Origin of the sequence: Paraburkholderia phenoliruptrix (assembly GCF_019511605.1) — a bacterium.
Classification (GTDB): domain Bacteria; phylum Pseudomonadota; class Gammaproteobacteria; order Burkholderiales; family Burkholderiaceae; genus Paraburkholderia; species Paraburkholderia phenoliruptrix_A.
Window position 1 is genome coordinate 68,318 of the sequence record NZ_JAEUAV010000018.1, and the last position, 18,211, is coordinate 86,528.

At 64.9% G+C, this 18,211-nt stretch carries 12 protein-coding genes; 9 read left to right on the forward strand and 3 right to left on the reverse strand.

Annotated elements, in window-relative coordinates; translation table 11 throughout:
• Positions 1–82: 82 nt before the first annotated feature.
• Positions 83–919: a TOBE domain-containing protein gene (locus JNB89_RS21265; RefSeq protein ID WP_220363509.1), complete on the reverse strand. Its 837-nt coding sequence runs from the start codon at positions 917–919 to the stop codon at positions 83–85.
• Between the two features lie 124 nt (positions 920–1,043).
• Positions 1,044–1,427, reverse strand: coding sequence for a tautomerase family protein (locus JNB89_RS21270; protein ID WP_220363510.1), 384 nt, complete (start codon positions 1,425–1,427; stop codon positions 1,044–1,046).
• Positions 1,428–1,525: 98 nt separating this feature from the next.
• Between JNB89_RS21270 and JNB89_RS21275 the strand changes: the two genes are divergently transcribed.
• The 4 genes from JNB89_RS21275 (at position 1,526) to JNB89_RS21290 (ending at position 4,320) form a co-directional block, all read left to right on the forward strand.
• The gene (locus JNB89_RS21275; RefSeq protein ID WP_220363511.1) at positions 1,526–2,377 is read left to right on the forward strand and encodes a LysR family transcriptional regulator; all 852 of its coding nucleotides are present in this window, start codon (positions 1,526–1,528) and stop codon (positions 2,375–2,377) included.
• 290 nt (positions 2,378–2,667) lie between these two features.
• Positions 2,668–3,153 (forward strand): hypothetical protein, encoded by a 486-nt coding sequence (locus JNB89_RS21280; RefSeq protein WP_220363512.1) that lies wholly within the window; start codon positions 2,668–2,670, stop codon positions 3,151–3,153.
• A 31-nt stretch (positions 3,154–3,184) separates the two neighbouring features.
• Positions 3,185–3,622: an MbcA/ParS/Xre antitoxin family protein gene (locus JNB89_RS21285; protein WP_013342032.1), complete on the forward strand. Its 438-nt coding sequence runs from the start codon at positions 3,185–3,187 to the stop codon at positions 3,620–3,622.
• Positions 3,619–4,320, forward strand: a complete 702-nt coding sequence (locus JNB89_RS21290; protein WP_135895280.1) for an RES family NAD+ phosphorylase — start codon at positions 3,619–3,621, stop codon at positions 4,318–4,320. Before JNB89_RS21285 ends, JNB89_RS21290 begins: the two co-directional genes overlap by 4 nt.
• Before the next feature lie 52 nt (positions 4,321–4,372).
• On the opposite strand, the gene JNB89_RS21295 is transcribed toward JNB89_RS21290, so the two are convergent.
• Positions 4,373–5,110, reverse strand: a complete 738-nt coding sequence (locus JNB89_RS21295) for a metallophosphoesterase (RefSeq protein WP_083788097.1) — start codon at positions 5,108–5,110, stop codon at positions 4,373–4,375.
• A 445-nt stretch (positions 5,111–5,555) separates the two neighbouring features.
• Here JNB89_RS21295 and JNB89_RS21300 point away from each other — a divergent pair, with 445 nt between their 5' ends.
• From JNB89_RS21300 to glgX, 5 genes are all read left to right on the forward strand, one after another.
• Positions 5,556–6,218, forward strand: a complete 663-nt coding sequence (locus JNB89_RS21300; protein WP_013342035.1) for a DUF1345 domain-containing protein — start codon at positions 5,556–5,558, stop codon at positions 6,216–6,218.
• A 431-nt stretch (positions 6,219–6,649) separates the two neighbouring features.
• Positions 6,650–10,105, forward strand: a complete 3,456-nt coding sequence (locus JNB89_RS21305) for a maltotransferase domain-containing protein (RefSeq protein WP_220363513.1) — start codon at positions 6,650–6,652, stop codon at positions 10,103–10,105.
• Positions 10,102–13,572, forward strand: a complete 3,471-nt coding sequence (gene treS / locus JNB89_RS21310; RefSeq protein WP_220363514.1) for a maltose alpha-D-glucosyltransferase — start codon at positions 10,102–10,104, stop codon at positions 13,570–13,572. Before JNB89_RS21305 ends, treS begins: the two co-directional genes overlap by 4 nt.
• Positions 13,565–15,775 carry a 1,4-alpha-glucan branching protein GlgB gene (gene glgB / locus JNB89_RS21315; protein WP_220363515.1) on the forward strand — a complete coding sequence of 737 codons (2,211 nt, stop codon included), beginning with the start codon at positions 13,565–13,567 and terminating at the stop codon, positions 15,773–15,775. The genes treS and glgB overlap by 8 nt, the downstream gene beginning before the upstream one ends.
• 160 nt (positions 15,776–15,935) lie before the next feature.
• Positions 15,936–18,155 (forward strand): glycogen debranching protein GlgX, encoded by a 2,220-nt coding sequence (glgX, locus tag JNB89_RS21320; RefSeq protein ID WP_220363516.1) that lies wholly within the window; start codon positions 15,936–15,938, stop codon positions 18,153–18,155.
• Positions 18,156–18,211: the final 56 nt, after the last annotated feature.

The following is an 18,211-nucleotide window of genomic DNA, read 5'->3' on the forward strand; positions in this document are numbered from 1 at the left end:
CCTCACGCCCTCACGCCCTCACGTCCTCACGTCCTCACGTCCTCACGTCCTCACGTCCTCACGTCCTCACGTCCTCACGCCCTCAGTCTTTCACACCGAGTATCACGCTCGATGCCTTAAAAACCGCGACAGCGCTCGCGCCTTCCGCAAGCGCGAGCGCATCGGCGCTCTGGTTGGTGATCACCGCAGTGATCACCGCGCCGCCTTCAAGCGCAAGCGACACCTCCGCATTGACCGCGCCGCGCTTCGCGCTTTGCACTGTGCCGCGCAATTGATTGCGGGCCGACAGGTGCAAGGGCGCGCCGCTTTCGCCGGCCACCACCAACACCACCCACGACGCCTTGATCAACGCGAACGCCGCCGCGCCCTCGGCAAGACCGAGCGCCTCGGTGCTCTCGTGCGTGAGCACGGCGACGATCGTATGGCCGCCTGGCAGCGTCAGCGAGACTTCGTCGTTGATAGCGCCCCGCGTGATGCGCGAGACCGTGCCGTAAAGCTGATTGCGCGCGCTAGTCTTCACACCGATGCGGCCGATCAGATCCCAGTCGGTCGCGAAACCCTCGATTGCCGCGCCCGCACGCTCCAGAAAGCGCCGATGCTCGCGCTCCACCGCGCGAAACGTTTCGATCAGCTTGAGCGCGCGCGGCGTCAGCGTGGTGCCGCCGCCGCCCTTGCCGCCGGTCAGCCGCACGACGAGCGGCTCGCCGGCAAGATTGTTCATCGCGTCGACGGCGTCCCACGCACCCTTGTAGCTCATGCCGACCGCCTTGGCCGCGCTGGTGATGGAACCGGTCTCGCCGATGGCGGCAAGCAGCGCGATCCGCGACGCGCCGCCGAGCGTGTTGTTGCCCGCCTGGAACCACACGGACCCGCCGATTTCGAGCGGCTCGTGCGAAGAATCGTTGCTGTCTGAAGCCATGACGCGCGCGCTCGGCTAATGAAGGATCGAGGAGAGCGAACCATTATAGCGACCGGCCCCCGGCCCACGGAAAGGCAGGCTGGCGGTCGCTCGCCGGGGCTATGACTGGAAGACGAAGCGCCGCTCAGAGCGCGTAGTGCGCGATCCCATTGCCGAACGACCAGTTCTCCTTAAGCACCTCGACAAGATTGATGAGCACGTCCTCCCGTCGCAAGCCGGGCGACGCGTGCAACTCGTCCACCATGCGTTGGTAGAGCGCCTTCTTCTGCTCGAGCGTGCGCGTGTTGCTCACGGTGATTTGAATCATGACGAGATCGTCGGTCCGCGCTACGTTCAGGTACTGGCTGTCGTACACGAAATTGGCGGCGTCGTGCTCGGTGATCAGCATGAAAACGTCGTCCTTAGGCACATTGAAGGTGGCGACTAGAGCGCGCTGAAGGCTGTCCGTGAGCGCCTTGCGGTATTCGACGGGTTTGCCGGCGCGTAAAGCGATGCGAGTCATTGGCATGAGGTTTCTCCTGAAGGGGTGAATGCATGCACACAGCGTAGGCGCCCTCAGCCATAATGAACAGACATGTCTCGCTATTTCATCTATGTTGGATTGAAATGAAAGTTCTTGATCTCGATGCCGTCCGCGCGTTCGTGCTGGTTGCGGACCTGTGCAGCTTCACGCGTGCAGCCGACGCGCTGGACACCACACAATCGGCCGTCAGCCTGAAACTCAAGCGGCTGGAAGCGCACCTCGGCAAGCAGTTGCTGGAACGCACGCCGCGGGTGGTGCGCCTTTCCGTCGACGGCAAGGCGTTTCTCGGCGCCGCGCGTGAGCTGCTGACTGCGCACGAGCGGGCTCTGGGAGCGCTGTCGGTGGAACGTCGGAAACTGGCGCTCGGCCTGAGCGAGCACGTCGCCGGACCCGAGCTGCCGCACTTGCTGGCGCGCCTGGGTGCACACGATCCGGCGCTGGTGGTTGAACTGCACCTGGGCACGTCCGCCGCATTGCTGGCTCAATTCGACGAACGCCGGCTGGACGCAGCAATCGTGCGCGACAGTGCGGACGCGCCCCCGCGCGCGGACGCCCAGGTGCTGTTTACCGAACCGCTCGGCTGGCTCGCAACGCCGACGTGGCTGCCGCGTGTCGGCGAACCGCTGGCGCTCGCGTTGTTGAGTCCGCCGTGCAATGTGCGCGACACGGCTTTGCGGACACTGGCCGATGCGTCGATAGCATGGCAGGAGGTATTTGTCGGCGGCGGGGTAGCGGCCGTGGGCGCCGCGACAGCGGCCGGGCTCGCGGTGTCGCCGCTCGCGCGCAGAGTGGCGCCACGCGGTTTGATCGATGTCGGCGCGCGGTTGGGCTTGCCGTCGTTGCCGGAATCACGGGTGACGCTGCACTCGCGCGTGCGCGACGAGCGTTCGAAGGAGACGCTGCGGCTGGTGGCCAACGGGTTGGCGGGTGGATGACTGGGGGCGAATGCGCCTGGTGACGCCGGTGTGCCGCTGACGCTCGCCGCAACACTCACCGCTACACCTCACCGCCCGCGTTGGCCGTCCGCCCTCGCTCAGTGCAGGATTGGCGGCAGCGATCCGCTGCGCGCGGTCGCCGGATCTGCCGCGGCGTCCGTCTGATCCGCACCGGCGCTGACCGGTTGCGGGTGCGGCTTCGGCTGCGCGGCAGCCGGTTGCGCAACTTGTGACTCGCGCGCCGGGCCCTTCGCCGTCGCGGCGCCCTTCGGTGCGTCACGATGCACCGCATGACCTCGCGCAGTATCGGCATGCACGGCCCTGGCCTCGCCCGACTTCGTCCGGACGATCTGCGCGTGGGGTTTCCTGGCCGGCTCAACTCGCGCACCGTCTCGCTTCGCATGACCGCCGACTATGGCCGCCGTCCTTTTAACGCTCGCCCCCGCGCCGTGCCGCACGCCATCGTGCGCGGCCGGCGTCGCCTTGGCGACATCACCGGCATGCTTGCCGGACTTCCTCGTTGCCGGCTTTATCGTCGGCTTGGTTGGCGGCTTTCCCGCCTGATGCTTCGTCGCGCCGTGCCTGGCATGCGTGCCGGCCTCGGGCGGATTCCACACTTCGGCGTAACCGTTTGCCACGGCCGCGCCGGCTACGCACCACGCCCCTATCGCCGTTGCTACTGCTCGAAACCACATCTGCTGCACTCCCAAAATCGCTGCCTGCTGGCGAGCCGGGATTATATTCCCTTGCAAAAATCCGAAATTGGACTAGCATAGGCAATAAGTACATATCAGGACTTACCCCATCATGGCTCCCGCCGCCCGCGCCGCCCAAGCTGAAGCGCCGATTCGTCGACCGTCTTCAGAGCCCTCGTTTGCGGAAATGTCCGCAGCGGGTTTGCGCGCATTCTTCAATATCGCGCGAGACTGGGACTTGAGCGCGGACGAGCAGATCGTCCTGCTCGGCTCGCCCGGCCGCTCCACTTACTTCAAATGGAAGTCGGCGCCGGAAACGGCACGCCTTGGCCGCGACACGCTGGAGCGTCTGTCGCTGCTGCTCGGCATCTACAAGGCGCTGCAAATTCTCCTGCCGCAACCCAGCGCCGCGGACAGCTGGATCAAACGTCCCAACAGCGCGCCGCCGTTCGGCGGCCGGCGCGCATTGGACCGCATGCTGGCCGGCAACATTAGCGATCTGGTCGCGGTGCGCCAGTATCTCGACGCAATGCGGGGCGGCTGGGCGTGACACAACCGCATTGGCAGGACCGCTGGCGCAGCGCGCCGCTGGACTGGTCGCCCGCGTACCGCGTCATTCCCACGCGCTTTCCGGCCGTCAATCTGTTCGATCGGGTTGCCTCGGCGGAAGATTTCGACGCGCTCTACGCGCTCGAAGCCATGACCAACGACAGGCTGCGCACCGAAGTCGGCGACCTCGATCTCGTGCCGCGCGAAGAACGCCGCTTCGGGCCAGGCTATGGGCCGATCATGGCCGCGCTCACGCATCTGAATCCGCTTGGCAGCCGCTTTTCCGACGGCACCTACGGCGTGTTCTATTGCGCCCGTTCGCGCGCAACGGCCATCGCCGAAACGCGCTATCACACGGGCAAGTTCATGGAAGCCACAGCCGAGCCGCCCATGCGACAGCAAATGCGTCTGTACACGGTGGTGGCGCAAGGAGAGGTGGTAGACCTGCGCGGCGATCAGCAACTGGACCTCGCAGTGCTTTCGCCGGACGACTATCTCGCCGGCCAGTCGCTCGGACGGGCGGTGCGCGAAGCCGGGGCGCCAGGCATTGCGTATCCGTCGGTGCGCGACCCCGAGGGCGAATGCCTCGCGGCATTCAGGACCACGCTGCTGCGCGACTGCCATCACGCGGCGTACCTCGAGTACAACTGGAACGGCACGAGTGTGGACATGGTGTTCGAACTGAGCCAGGTCGGCTGACAGCGCGTCGAACAGCGCGCATCGACGCCGCGCGCAATCGGTCTGGCGCCGCTCAGGGCAGCGCCAGTGCTGCCGCGCCTTCCGCGCGCGCTTCTTCGACGGAAATGGACCAGCGCCGCAGCGCCCTCGGTTCGACGAGAGTGAGTCTGCCGCCAGGCCCGAACGCGCCGGTGTCGATGAACACCTGCGAGCCGACCTGCTTGATGTCGCGCATCGGCGTATGGCCGCAGTAAGTGAGCGACAAACCGCGTTGCCGTTGCGGGTCGCCATTACCCATTGCCAGTTCGCGTCCCCACAGCATTTGCTGACGCGTTTCGGCGGAGAAATTGCCGGCGTCGAGTTCAGCATCTGTACCGAAGAATTCGGCGTGCAGAACATTGAAGCGCTCCTGCCCACTGCCCACTACGCGCGCAAGCGGCAACGTGCGCAGCCGCTCCGCGTAGCGGCGCAGGCTCTCGTCGGGCAAGTTGGCCGCCCAAGCGCCGCCAATGCCATACCACCACTGACGCCGCAAGCGGCCCTCCGCAACCGCGCACAGCGCGTCTTCATGATTGCCGAGCACCGCGAAAAACCACGGCTTGTCGAGCAGCGCGAGCGCCTGCTCGGAGTGCTCGCCACGATCCACCAGATCGCCGACTGAAAACAGCCGGTCGCAAGCCGGGTCGAACGAAACGAGGCGCAGCAGGTAGCGCAATGCATCGACACAACCGTGCAAGTCGCCGACTACGAAGTCGCGGCCGCTCCGGTTGGCCGGGTGATGTTGAACAGAGGTATCGAGTACGGAAGCCATAAGCTCATCATAATGCGCAATGCGGGATGCGTATGCGCGCTGCCTCTCGTAGCGCGGCAACAGAAGGCGAAAAGTTGACATGGAATCACGCGAAAAACCCATGTTTGCGGGCAAATCTTGCCGCAAACCGTCACCGTGAAGGCGCGTCCTTGCTGGCTTCGCGGGTCTGCCAAGCCAGCGTTCCTGCGGATGCGCCGCCTGTGCGTGCACGCACCGATAAGCGGATTCGACGTAGAAACGCCACCGAAAGTTGCGCCGGCGAACACGTGCGCCTGCAATCGACCTTCAATTGAAAGGCATTGGCAAGGCCATTGCGGAACACTGTGCGTGTGCTGCGCCGCTCGAAGATAGTGCACCGCGGGTGCGTCCCGGGTGCGCCCTAAGTGCGCCTCAAGTGCGCCGCGCACCCATAAAATCTGCGACACCTCGGCGTCTCATCTATTTCATGTTCACAAAATACTATCCGCAAACGCTTCGCAACCGTCCACGCATGCTGATCGCGCTTGCTCTGGGCGTCGTCGCCGCGGTGTTGATGCCGCAGCACATGCGGCCGATGGTCCGTGTACTGGTCGGCTGGGACACCGCGGTGTGGAGTTATCTGGTGTTGATCTGGGCGCACATGGTCGCCGCGGACGAACACCGCGTGCGCGATTCGGCGCGCCGCGACGACGAGAACGCGGGCGTCGTGCTGTTCGTGATCTGCGTCGCCACGATCGCGAGCATTGCCGCGATCGTGCTCGAACTTGCGTCGGCCAAGGGCACGGCAGGGGCCTCGACCGTGTGGCATTACACGCTGACCGGACTGACGCTGATCGGCGCGTGGTTCATGATTCCCACCATTTTCACGTTGCACTACGCGCGGCTCTACTACGACACCGGCGTGCAGGAAACGCCGCTGCTCTTTCCCGATCAATCGCTGACGCCGGACTATTGGGACTTTCTGTACTTCTCGTTCACGATAGCTGTCGCGTCGCAGACGTCCGATGTGGTGCTGCGCTCGCGCACCATTCGCCGCGCCGCGCTCGCACAATCCATTCTTTCCTTTTATTTCAACGTCGCGGTGCTCGGCTTGTGCGTGAACATCGCGGCCGGCCTGCTCGGCTCGTAATGTCGTATCGTTGCGCGGCCCGCATGCAGCGCCGCGCTCTCTGACAACGGCCCCTCGTCCCGCCGCGTCGCGTGTAAAACGCGGACCAACGCCGCCCGTTTTACACGGGCTCGGGCCCTCCAGCGGCTGCCCACGCCGCCGCGCGCCACAACGCTTCCTTGAGAACACTCGCTGCTCCGAGCGCCGCCGCGCCCGCCTCACGGGCACAGCCTTTGCTGACTTCCGCAAACGTTCTGACCGGCTCGTGCCGCGACGCCTGGCGGCGAGGCACCCGTAACTGGCCAGCGGCGTGACGATCTTTGCACTACATTGACCAAGTACGCGCCGTCAGTCTACGGATCGCGCGGCAGCCGGCTCTGGAAGCCCAATGAGCGCTGTGATCGCATGCCAATTGCATCCACACCGCAGCAGGACAAATCTGGAAACGACCGATGGAACCTCCAAACGGGTACGCGCCGCGGATCTATTTTTTTCATTCACCTCTGGTCGGTCCGCTTGACGCGTGGCCTGCGCAGTTCGCTCACGCGGCCGCGCTCGGCTTCGATCACGCGCTGATCGGCAGCCTTTTCGAGCCAGGCCGGGCAAGCCACGGCCAGGTCGTCGGCAACCACGCGCGCCTGCACCCGGCGTTCGAAGCGCAAGGTTCCGGCGGCGACGCAATCCGCACACTCGCGGACGAGGCGCGTCGACATGGCCTGACCTTGTTGGCCGATCTGGTGATCGACCGCGTCGCCGCCGACGGTGCGCTCTACGCCGAACACGCAGACTGGTTTCATCCGCTGGAGCGGGAAGAGGCACGTCTCGACCCGCGTCATGTCCATCGCGAGGACAACGTCGCTTACGCGAACTTCACCGATGCGGGTACGTGTGCCGCGCTCGCCGACTGGTGGACGCGCCAGCTTCTCGCGCTCGCCGAGGCCGGCATTGGCGGCTTCCGTTTCGATTCGCCGCATCGTGTGCCCGCAGAAGTCTGGCGGCAGTTGCGCGACGCCGTGCGCGCTGCTCATCCCGACGTGCGCTTTCTCGCCGCAACGCCTGGCCTCGCGCGCGGCGATCTGTCCGGGCTCGAAGGCGCGGGCTTCGACAGCGTGTTCTCGTCGGTGCGCTGGTGGGACTATCGCGCAAGCTGGATGGTCGAAGAGCACGCCGCGCTCGCGCGCATAGGCGGACCGATTGCATTTCCCGAAGCGCCGTACGGTACGCGGCTCGCCGCCGAGTTGAGCGACCCGCATGATGCGAGCGTGGTTGAGCGCGCTTATCGGCGCGCACTGTTCACGGCGGCCGCCGTCGGCACCGGCTGGATGATGCCGATGGGTTTCGAATACGGCGTGAGCGAACCCATGTCGCAAACGCGAGGCGACGCGTCGCAATTCGCGCTCGCTTGCCAGGCGAAGCGCTTCGACCTGTCGCAATCCATCTCCCTCGCCAACGACCTCGCGCGCCACACGAAGGCGCTGCAGGTGAACGGCGAGCTGCGTCCGTTGAGCGGGCCAGGTGCGCCGGCCGCTGTGCTGCTGCGCGCCGACCAACCCGACATGCGGGACGCCGGCCAGGCGGTGCTGATCGCCATCAATCCCGAACTCAGTGCGGCGGTTCGTGTGGATCCGGCGCGCTTTCTTGCCGGCGTGCCCGGCAATTTCACGCGCTTCATTCCGCTCGACGCACGCGGCGGTGCGTCGCCCGCGGCATTGGAACCGTTCACGCTCGCCCCCGGCGCCGTGCGTCTCTTCCAGGCCGTCACGGAAAAGCCGATTTGTCTCGCACCGCCCATCGACAAAGCGAACAGCAAGCGCAGCGGCCGCAAGACAGTGCTCGAAGCGATCAACGCGCCGCGCGTCGCGATTGAAAGCGTCATGCCTTCCGTGGACAACGGCCGCTTCGCCGCTAAGCGCAGCGTCGGCGAACGCGCGGAGATCAGCGCCGCGATTTTCGCCGAGGGTCACGACAAGATTGCAGCCGCGGTGCTGTGGCGCGCCGCGGACGAGAACACCTGGCACGAAGTACTGATGAGCCCGGCACAACCGGCCGGCCTCGACATCTGGAAGGCGCGCATTCCGCTCGAACGCATGGGCCGTCACGAGTTCACGGTGATCGCCTGGCGCGACGACTTTGCTTCGCTCGTCGAGCACGTCGAGAAGAAGCTGAAGGCCGGGCAGACAGTCGAGATCGAACTCGACGAAGCCGCGCACCTGTTCGCGCTCGTGCTCGCCGAAGTGGAAACAGCGGAAGGCGCGGACAAAGAGCCGCTCGAACACATCGTCACGCAGTTCAAGAAGGCCGACGACGACCAAGCCAGGCTCAAGCTGCTGCTCGACCCGGCCACCGCGAAGGCGATGACCGCCGCGCGACATCGTCCGTTCCTGAGCCGCGATCCGGTGACCTACAAGATTGACGCCGAACGCACTGCCGCGCGTTTTGCGAGTTGGTACGAGATCTTCCCGCGTTCCATGAGCGACGACGAATCGCGCCACGGCACCTTCGCCGACGTCACCAGGAAGCTGCCGCGCATTCGCGACATGGGCTTCGACGTGCTGTACTTTCCGCCGATTCATCCGATCGGCCTGAGCAATCGCAAGGGGCGCAACAACACGCTCAATGCGCAGCCCGGCGACGTCGGCAGCCCGTATGCGATCGGCGCGGCCGAAGGCGGCCATACGGCCGTGCATCCGCAACTGGGCACGCTCGATGACTTCAAGGCGATGCTCGCCGCCGCGCATGCGCACGGCCTTGAAATCGCGCTGGACTTCGCAATTCAATGTTCGCCGGATCATCCGTGGTTGAAGGAGCATCCGACATGGTTCGCCTGGCGCCCCGACGGCACCTTGCGTTACGCGGAAAACCCGCCCAAGAAGTACCAGGACATCGTCAACCCTGACTTCTACGCGCACGACGCAAAGCCCGACTTGTGGCTCGCGTTGCGCGACGTGATCCTGTTCTGGATCGAGGCGGGCGTGCATATCTTCCGCGTCGACAATCCGCACACGAAGCCTTTGCCGTTCTGGGAGTGGATGATCAACGACGTGCGCTCGCGCTATCCGGACACCATCTTCCTTGCCGAGGCATTCACCCGGCCGCGCATGATGAACCGACTCGGCAAGATCGGCTTCTCGCAGTCGTACACATACTTCACGTGGCGCGAGTCGAAGCGCGATTTCATCGAGTATCTGACCGACCTCACGCAGACCGGCGCACGCGATTTCTACCGGCCGAACTTCTTCGTGAATACGCCGGACATCAATCCGCGCCATCTGCAATCGCAGGGACGTACCGGCTTTCTGATTCGCGCGGCGCTCGCTTCCACGCTCGCCGGCCTGTGGGGCGTGTATAGCGGCTTCGAGCTTTGCGAGGCTGCGGCGTTGCCGAACAGCGAGGAATACCTCGACTCCGAGAAGTATCAGTTGCGCGCGTGGGACTGGAACCGGCCCGGCAACATCATGGCCGAGATCACCGCGTTGAATCGCATTCGCCGCGCGAATCCCGCGCTGCAAACGCACCTCGGTCTCACGTTCCTGCCTGCACACAACGAGAACATTCTGTTCTTCGAGAAGGCGACCGAAGCGCGCGACAACGTGATTCTGGTCGCCGTCAATCTCGACCCGTTCAACGAGCAAGGCGCGGATATCGAGTTGTCGTGGGAGACCTTCCAGAAATGGAGTCTGCACGATCACGGCGTACTCGAAGTCACCGACCAGATGACCGGCGCGCGTTTTGACTGGCACGGCCGCTGGCAGCATGTGCGGCTCGGGCCGGGCCAGCCGTTTTCGATCTGGCGCATTGCGCCGCTCGGCGGCCTGCCCGCCGAGCGCCCCGACGAAGCCGACAGCGATTCGACCAGCGCCCTTCACGCAGACGCTGGCAACCCTACCCCGACGGAAGGTGCGATATGAAGCGTGACGATCCCTCCCAGACCACGACGCAAGCGCCGGTGGGCAACGCCCCCGGCAACACGGCGAAGCCGCGCACGAAGCGGCGCGGCAAGCCCACGGCGCTCGCCGACGATCCGCTCTGGTACAAAGACGCGATCATCTATCAGGTGCACATCAAGTCGTTCTTCGATGCGAATAACGACGGCGTAGGCGACTTTCCCGGCCTCATCGCGAAGCTCGACTACATTGCCGAACTCGGCGTGAACGCGATCTGGCTGCTGCCGTTCTATCCGTCGCCGCGCCGCGACGACGGCTACGACATTGCCGACTACCGCAACGTGCACCCGGACTACGGTCAGCTTTCCGACGTCAAACGCTTCATTCAGGAAGCGCACGCGCGCGGCATTCGCGTGATTACCGAACTGGTGATCAACCACACGTCGGATCAACACCCGTGGTTCCAGCGCGCGCGCCGCGCAAAGCCCGGGTCCAATCACCGCAACTTCTATGTGTGGTCCGACACGGATCAGAAGTACCCGGAAACGCGCATTATCTTTATCGACTCCGAGCCGTCGAACTGGACGCACGATCCGGTGGCGGGCGCGTACTACTGGCACCGCTTCTATTCGCACCAGCCCGACCTGAACTTCGACAATCCCGCGGTGCTGCGCGAAGTGCTGCAAATCATGCGCTTCTGGCTCGACATGGGCATTGACGGGCTGCGGCTCGACGCGGTGCCGTATCTGGTCGAACGCGAAGGCACCAACAACGAAAATCTGCCGGAAACGCACGCCATCCTGAAGAAGATCCGCGCGACCATCGACGCCGAGTACCCGAACCGCATGCTGCTCGCCGAGGCGAACCAGTGGCCGGAAGACGTGAAGGAATACTTCGGCGACGAAGACGAATGCCACATGGCATTTCACTTTCCGCTGATGCCGCGCATCTACATGTCGATTGCAAGCGAGGACCGCTTTCCGATTACCGACATCATGCGGCAAACGCCGGACCTGGCGGCGTCGAATCAATGGGCGATCTTCCTGCGCAACCACGACGAGCTCACGCTCGAAATGGTCACGGACTCCGAGCGCGATTACTTGTGGAACACCTACGCGAGCGACCGCCGCGCGCGCCTGAATCTCGGCATTCGCCGTCGTCTCGCGCCGCTCATGGAGCGCGACCGCCGCCGTATCGAGTTGATCAATTCGCTGCTGCTGTCGATGCCGGGCACGCCCGTGATCTATTACGGCGACGAACTCGGCATGGGCGACAACATTCACCTGGGCGACCGCGACGGCGTGCGCACGCCAATGCAGTGGTCGTCGGATAGAAACGGTGGTTTCTCGCGCGCCGATCCTGAGCAACTGGTGCTGCCGCCGGTCATGGGATCGCTTTACGGATTCGACGCGGTCAACGTCGAAGCGCAGAGCCGCGATCCGCATTCGCTGCTCAACTGGACCCGGCGCATGCTGGCCACGCGCCGCGCGAAACAAACCTTCGGGCGCGGCACCATCCGTTTCCTGAAACCGGAAAACCGCAAGATTCTCGCGTATCTGCGCGAGATGCCCGGCGAGCCGCCCATTCTGTGCGTGGCCAATCTGTCGCGCGCGCCGCAGGCGGTGGAGCTCGACCTGTCCGAATTCAACGGCGCGGTGCCGATTGAAATGACCGCCGATTCGGTATTCCCCGCCATCGGTCAATTGACGTATCTGCTGACGTTCCCGCCGTATGGCTTCCTGTGGTTCCTTCTGTGCGAAGGCGGTCAGCGTCCGACGTGGGCACAGGCGCATCCCGAGCCATTGCCCGAGTTCGTCACCATCGTGATTCGTGAAGGCCAGGCCGGACCGACGCCGGAAAACGTGCGGCTGCTCGAATCCGAAGTGCTGCCTTCGTGGCTGAGCCGGCGCCGCTGGTTTGCGTCGAAGGATCAGAAGATGCACGCCGTGCGGCTCGCCGCGTTGACCACGATCCCCAACGGCGGCTTCGCGTTCACCGAGATCGAAGCAGACGTCGGCGATCACACCGAACGCTACGTGGTGCCGATTGCGATTACCTGGGGCGGCGAGACGACCACCCCGCTCTTTCTCCAGCTTGCGCTCGCACGCGTACGGCGAGGCCGCAATGTCGGGCATCTGACCGACGCGTTCGCACTGCCGATCTTCGCGCACGGCGTGCTGCGCAAACTGCGTGAACGCGCAGTCGTGCCCACCGTGCAGAAGAGCGAGATCCGCTTTATTCCAACCGACCGTTTCGCGGAACTGGACAACCTCGGCGAGCGCCCGGAAGTGCGCTGGCTCGCGGCCGAGCAAAGCAACAGTTCGCTGATCGTCGCGGATGCAGCGGTGCTCAAGCTCGTGCGGCGTCTTGTGAGCGGCATTCATCCGGAAGCGGAAATCAGCCGCTACCTGACGCAACTCGGCTATGCCAACACGGCTCCGCTGTTCGGCGAAGTGGTGCGCGTGGACCCGGAAGGCGTGCCGCACACGCTCGCGATCCTGCAAGGCTTCGTCGACAACCAGGGCGATGCATGGAACTGGTCGCTCGATTATCTGCGCCGCTCGGTCGACGAACTGGCAATCACCGTCGACACGGAAGCCACCGCCCCGCCGGATCGCGACAACGAGGCGATTCTGCTGGAAGGCTACTCTGCGTTGGCCGGCATCATCGGCAGGCGGCTTGGCGAATTGCATGTCGCGCTCTCCTCGCCGACCGACGACCCCGCGTTCTCACCGGAGCCCGCGAGCGCGGAACAGGTGAAGGCATGGGTGGACGGCACGCAGTCGATGCTCGCAAGCGCGCTCGATCTGCTCGCGCCACGCGTCGAACAGCTGCTCGATGCCGACACGAAGGCGCTCGCGCAAAGTCTGATCGACCGGCGCGCCGCGCTCGTGGAAGCGGTGAACCAACTCGTTGCCCCCGACGTCCAGGCGCTGCGCATCCGCATTCACGGCGACTTCCACTTGGGCCAGGTGCTGGTTGCACAGGGCGACGCGTATCTGATCGACTTCGAAGGCGAGCCCGCGCGTTCGCTCGAAGAGCGTCGGCAGAAATCCAGCCCGCTGCGCGATGTGGCGGGCCTGATGCGCTCGCTGTCCTATGCGAGCGCCGCGGCGCAGTCCACGACGGAAGCGGCGCCGCAACAGACGGCGGATCGCAAGCGCGTGTTGTTCGACCGTTTCCGCGCGCACGCCACCGACACGTTCCTGAGGGAATACCGCGCGGCCACCGCCGAAGCGCCGACTCCGCTCGTTGCACCCGAGGCGGAACAGGCGCTGCTCGATCTGTTCCTGATCGAGAAGGCCGCGTATGAAATCCGCTACGAGGCAGCCAACCGCCCGACGTGGCTGAGCTTGCCGGTGCGCGGCCTCGCGGCGCTCGCAAGCCGGCTGCTCGGCGATACCGGCGCGCCGCATGCTGCGCATGATTCGTCAACCCAGGCGCCAGACGCCGCCACCCCGCCTCATCCGGCCGAGGGCGACTATGAGTGAACACGATCCGGCCGCGGGCCTTCAGCCGCTCGAGATAGACGCGCTCGTCGAGGCGCGCCATCCCGATCCTTTCTCGCAACTCGGCATGCATCACACGGACGCCGGTCCGGTCGTGCGCGCGCTGTTGCCGAATGCCGCGCACGTCAGCGTGATTGCGCGCGCCGACGGCGCGCTGCTCGGCGAGCTTCAGCAGTTGCGCCCCGGGCTCTTTGCGGGGCGCGTGAGTTCTGCCGCGCCGTACCGGTTGCGCATCGACTGGCATGGCGTGGTGCAGGAAATCGAGGACACCTACTCGTTCGGCCCCGTTCTCGGCGACGAACCGCTCGGCCGTCTTGCGAACGGCGATCCGTATGCGGTGCTCGAATGTCTCGGCTCGCGTCCCATGGAAGTCGACGGCGTGCCCGGCGTGCGCTTTGCGGTGTGGGCGCCCAATGCACGGCGCGTCTCGGTGGTGGGCGACTTCAATGCGTGGGACGGGCGCCGTCATCCGATGCGTTTGCGCCACCAGGCGGGCGTGTGGGAACTGTTCGTGCCGCGAGTCGGGCCGGGCACGCGCTACAAGTACGAACTGCTTGCGCGCGAGGGGCATCCGCTGCCGTTGAAGGCCGATCCTTGCGCGATGCAAACCGAAAAGCCGCCAGGCACGGCGTCGGTGGTCGCGCATGTCGACGAGATCGAGCAGTTTCCGTGGACCGATCACGAATGGATTCAGTCACGCGGGGCGAAGCAGACGCCGCGCTCTCCGATTTCAATCTACGAGGTACATGCGGAGTCGTGGCTGCGCATCGCTGAAGAAGGTCAACGCGGTCTCGACTGGGCGGAGCTCGCCGAGCGCCTGATTCCATATGCGAAGACCATGGGCTTCACGCATGTCGAGTTCATGCCGGTCGCGGAGCATCCGTTTGGCGGATCGTGGGGCTATCAGCCGCTCGGGCAATTCGCGCCGTCGGCGCGCTTTGGCAAGCCGGAGCAGTTCGCGCTGTTCGTGAACAAGGCGCACGAGGCCGGGCTAGGCGTGATTCTCGACTGGGTGCCCGCGCACTTTCCGAACGACGCGCACGGCCTCGTGCAGTTCGACGGCACACCGCTTTACGAGCATGCCGATCCGCGCGAGGGCTACCACCAGGACTGGAACACGATGATCTACAACCTCGGCCGCAACGAGGTGAGTGCGTTCCTGATCGCGTCGGGGCTTGCATGGCTCAAGCGCTATCACGTTGACGGCCTGCGCGTGGACGCCGTGGCGTCCATGCTCTATCGCGACTATTCGCGCGCCGCCGGCGAGTGGGTGCCGAACATCTATGGCGGGCGCGAGAACCTCGAGTCGATCGCGTTCCTCAAGCGCCTGAATCACGAAGTCGGTTATGTGCCCGGCGCGCCGGGCGCAATCACCATCGCCGAGGAATCGACCGCCTGGCCCGGCGTGACGGCGCGCGTGGAAGACGGCGGGCTCGGCTTCCATTTCAAGTGGAACATGGGCTGGATGCACGACACGCTGCACTACATGCACGAAGATCCGGTGTACCGCCAGTACCATCACCACAACATGACGTTCGGAATGGTGTACGCGTATTCGGAGCGCTTCGTGCTGCCCCTTTCGCACGACGAAGTGGTGCACGGCAAGGGCTCGCTGCTTGGCAAAATGCCCGGCGACACCTGGCAGAAGTTTGCGAATCTGCGCGCGTATTTCGGCTTCATGTGGACCCACCCCGGCAAGAAACTGCTGTTCATGGGCGGGGAATTCGGCCAGCTCGCGGAGTTCGATCACGACACGTCGCCGCACTGGCATCTGCTCGACGATGCCCATCATCACGGCGTGCAATTGCTGGTGCGCGATCTGAACCGTCTGTACCACGAGGAGCCCGCGCTGCATCTGCTCGACAGCGAACCAGGCGGCTTTGACTGGCTGATCGGCGACGACAACGCCAACAGCGTCTTCGCGTATCGCCGCACCGACGGCGCGGGCCGCGAACTTGTCGTGGTCTGCAACATGACGCCGGTGCCGCGCGTCGGCTATCGCATCGGCATGCCGCGCGAAGGACGCTGGTCGGAGGTACTCAACACGGATGCAGGCGTGTATGGCGGCTCGAACATGGGCAACGGCGGCGTGATTCATACCGACGCAATGCCGAGCCACGGCTGGCCGCATTCGGCGTCCCTGACCCTGCCGCCGCTCGCGACAATCGTGCTGAGGGCCGATTGAGGCCAACTGAAGGCCAACTGAAGGCCAACTGAAGGCCAACTGAAGGCCGACTGACGCCCACGCCGCAAGCGAGCGCGCGGCCCGCATCACGACGGGGCCGCGCGCTCGTTGCATGAACAGGCATTAGCGCTTCACCAGAACAGAACAAGGAAGGGGAACCATGTCGCATGCAATGCCGGACCGGCTTCTGCCCGGCTCGCCCTATCCGCTTGGCGCCAGTTGGGACGGCCTTGGTGTCAACTTTGCGGTGTTCTCCGCGAACGCGCAGAAAATCGAGCTATGCCTGTTCGATCCCACGGGCCGCAAGGAGATCAAGCGCTACCCGCTGCCCGAATGCACCGACGAGGTCTGGCACGGCTATCTGCCCAACGCGCATCCGGGCACCGCTTACGGCTTTCGCGCTCACGGGCCGTATCAGCCTCAGCAGGGGCATCGCTTCAATCCGCACAAACTGCTGCTCGATCCGTACGCGCGCAAGCTCGTCGGGCACTTCCGCTGGTCCGATGCATTGTTCGGCTACCGCGTGCATTCGAATCGCGCGGACCTTTCCATCGACCGGCGCGATTCCGCGCCTGCCATGCCGAAATGCGTCGTGATCGACGAAGCGTTCGACTGGTCGCACGACAAGCGCCCGAACGTGCCGTGGGGCGAAACCGTCATCTACGAAACGCATGTGCGCGGCGCCTCGATGCTGCGCAGCGACCTGCGCCAGCATGAGCGCGGCACGTTTGCGGCGCTGGCTTCGCCGGAATTTATCGAGCACCTGCTGAAGCTCGGCGTGACGGCCGTCGAACTGCTGCCGGTCCACGCGTTTCTCAACGACCGCTTTCTCGTGGAGCGCGGCCTGCGCAACTACTGGGGCTACAACACCGCGGCGTTCTTCGCGCCGGAGCCGTCGTATCTGAGCACGCACCGGCTCGACGAAATGCGCATTGCCGTGCGCCAGTTGCACGCGGCCGGCATCGAAGTGATTCTGGACGTGGTCTACAACCACACTTGCGAAGGCAACGAAATGGGCCCAACCGTCTCGTGGCGCGGCCTCGACAACGCGAGCTATTACCGCCTGATTCCCGGCGACGAGCGGCATCACATCAACGACACCGGCTGCGGCAATACGGTGAACGTGCTGCATCCTCGCGTGCTGCAAATGGTCATGGATTCGCTGCGCTACTGGTCGACCGCGTTCAACATAGACGGCTTTCGTTTCGACCTTGGCGTGACGCTCGGGCGCGAGCCGCATGGCTTCGACCCGGGCTCCGGGTTTTTCGACGCGCTGCGCCAGGACCCGATCCTGTCGCAACGCAAGCTGATTTCCGAGCCATGGGACATTGGTCCGGGCGGCTATCAGCTTGGCAATCATCCACCGGGTTTTGGCGAATGGAATGACCGCTTCCGCGATACCGTGCGGCGGTTCTGGCGTGGCGACGCGGGTCTGCGCCCCGACCTCGCCGCGCGCCTGACCGGTTCCGCCGACCTGTTCAACCGGCGCTTTCGCAAGCCGTGGGCGTCGATCAATTTCGTCGCCTCACATGACGGTTTTACGCTCGCCGACATTACCGCCTACGAGCACAAGCACAACGAGGCCAACCGCGAAGGCAACCGCGACGGCCACAACGAAAACTGCAGCAGCAACTGGGGCGTCGAAGGGCCGACCGACGACGCCGCGATTCTGGAAACGCGCCGACGCGTGGCGCGCTCGATGATCGCGACGCTGTTCATCGCGCTCGGCACGCCGATGATGCTCGCCGGCGACGAATCGTTGCGCACGCAAGACGGCAACAACAATGCGTACTGCCAGGATAACGAAATATCCTGGCTCGACTGGGAAAGAGCCGAATCTCCGGACGGCCGCGAGATGACAGACTTCGTGGCACGGGTGGCTGCGCTGCGCAAACAGCATCCGCTGCTGCGCGAAACACGCTTTCTGTTTGGCGACCGTGAAGTATTGCCGGGCCTTTTCGACATTGGCTGGTTCGACGAGAACGGCGATCCGCTGACAATCGAGGCGTGGGAGGACCCGGAGGGCCGCGCGTTCACGTTGCGTCGCGCGGGACCGGGTGTGAACGGCGAAACGGAAGTATTGTTGATGATGCTCAATGCGAGCGCGGAAACGCTGCGTTTTACGCCCCCCGCGCCGCACCTGGAATGGCACGTGCTGTTAGACACTGCTGATACTGCCAGCGCGCCGCACCGGCTCGCCGCGACGGACCTCGAAGTAGCCGCGCATGGCCTCGTGATACTCGCCGCGCAACCGGTCGGCGAGGCCGACTGGCAAGCGGGTTGGAAGGCCGGCGCGCGGCACGGGTCACGGCTTTTGACGGCGTTGCCACCGGAGCCGGGCGAGCATCCGCCGGCCGGCGACGCGTCGCCGGCTGCGTAGGTCGCGGCGTTCATGCGCAAACGGCGTGTGAGCGGCCCCGCATCGAAAACCGAATG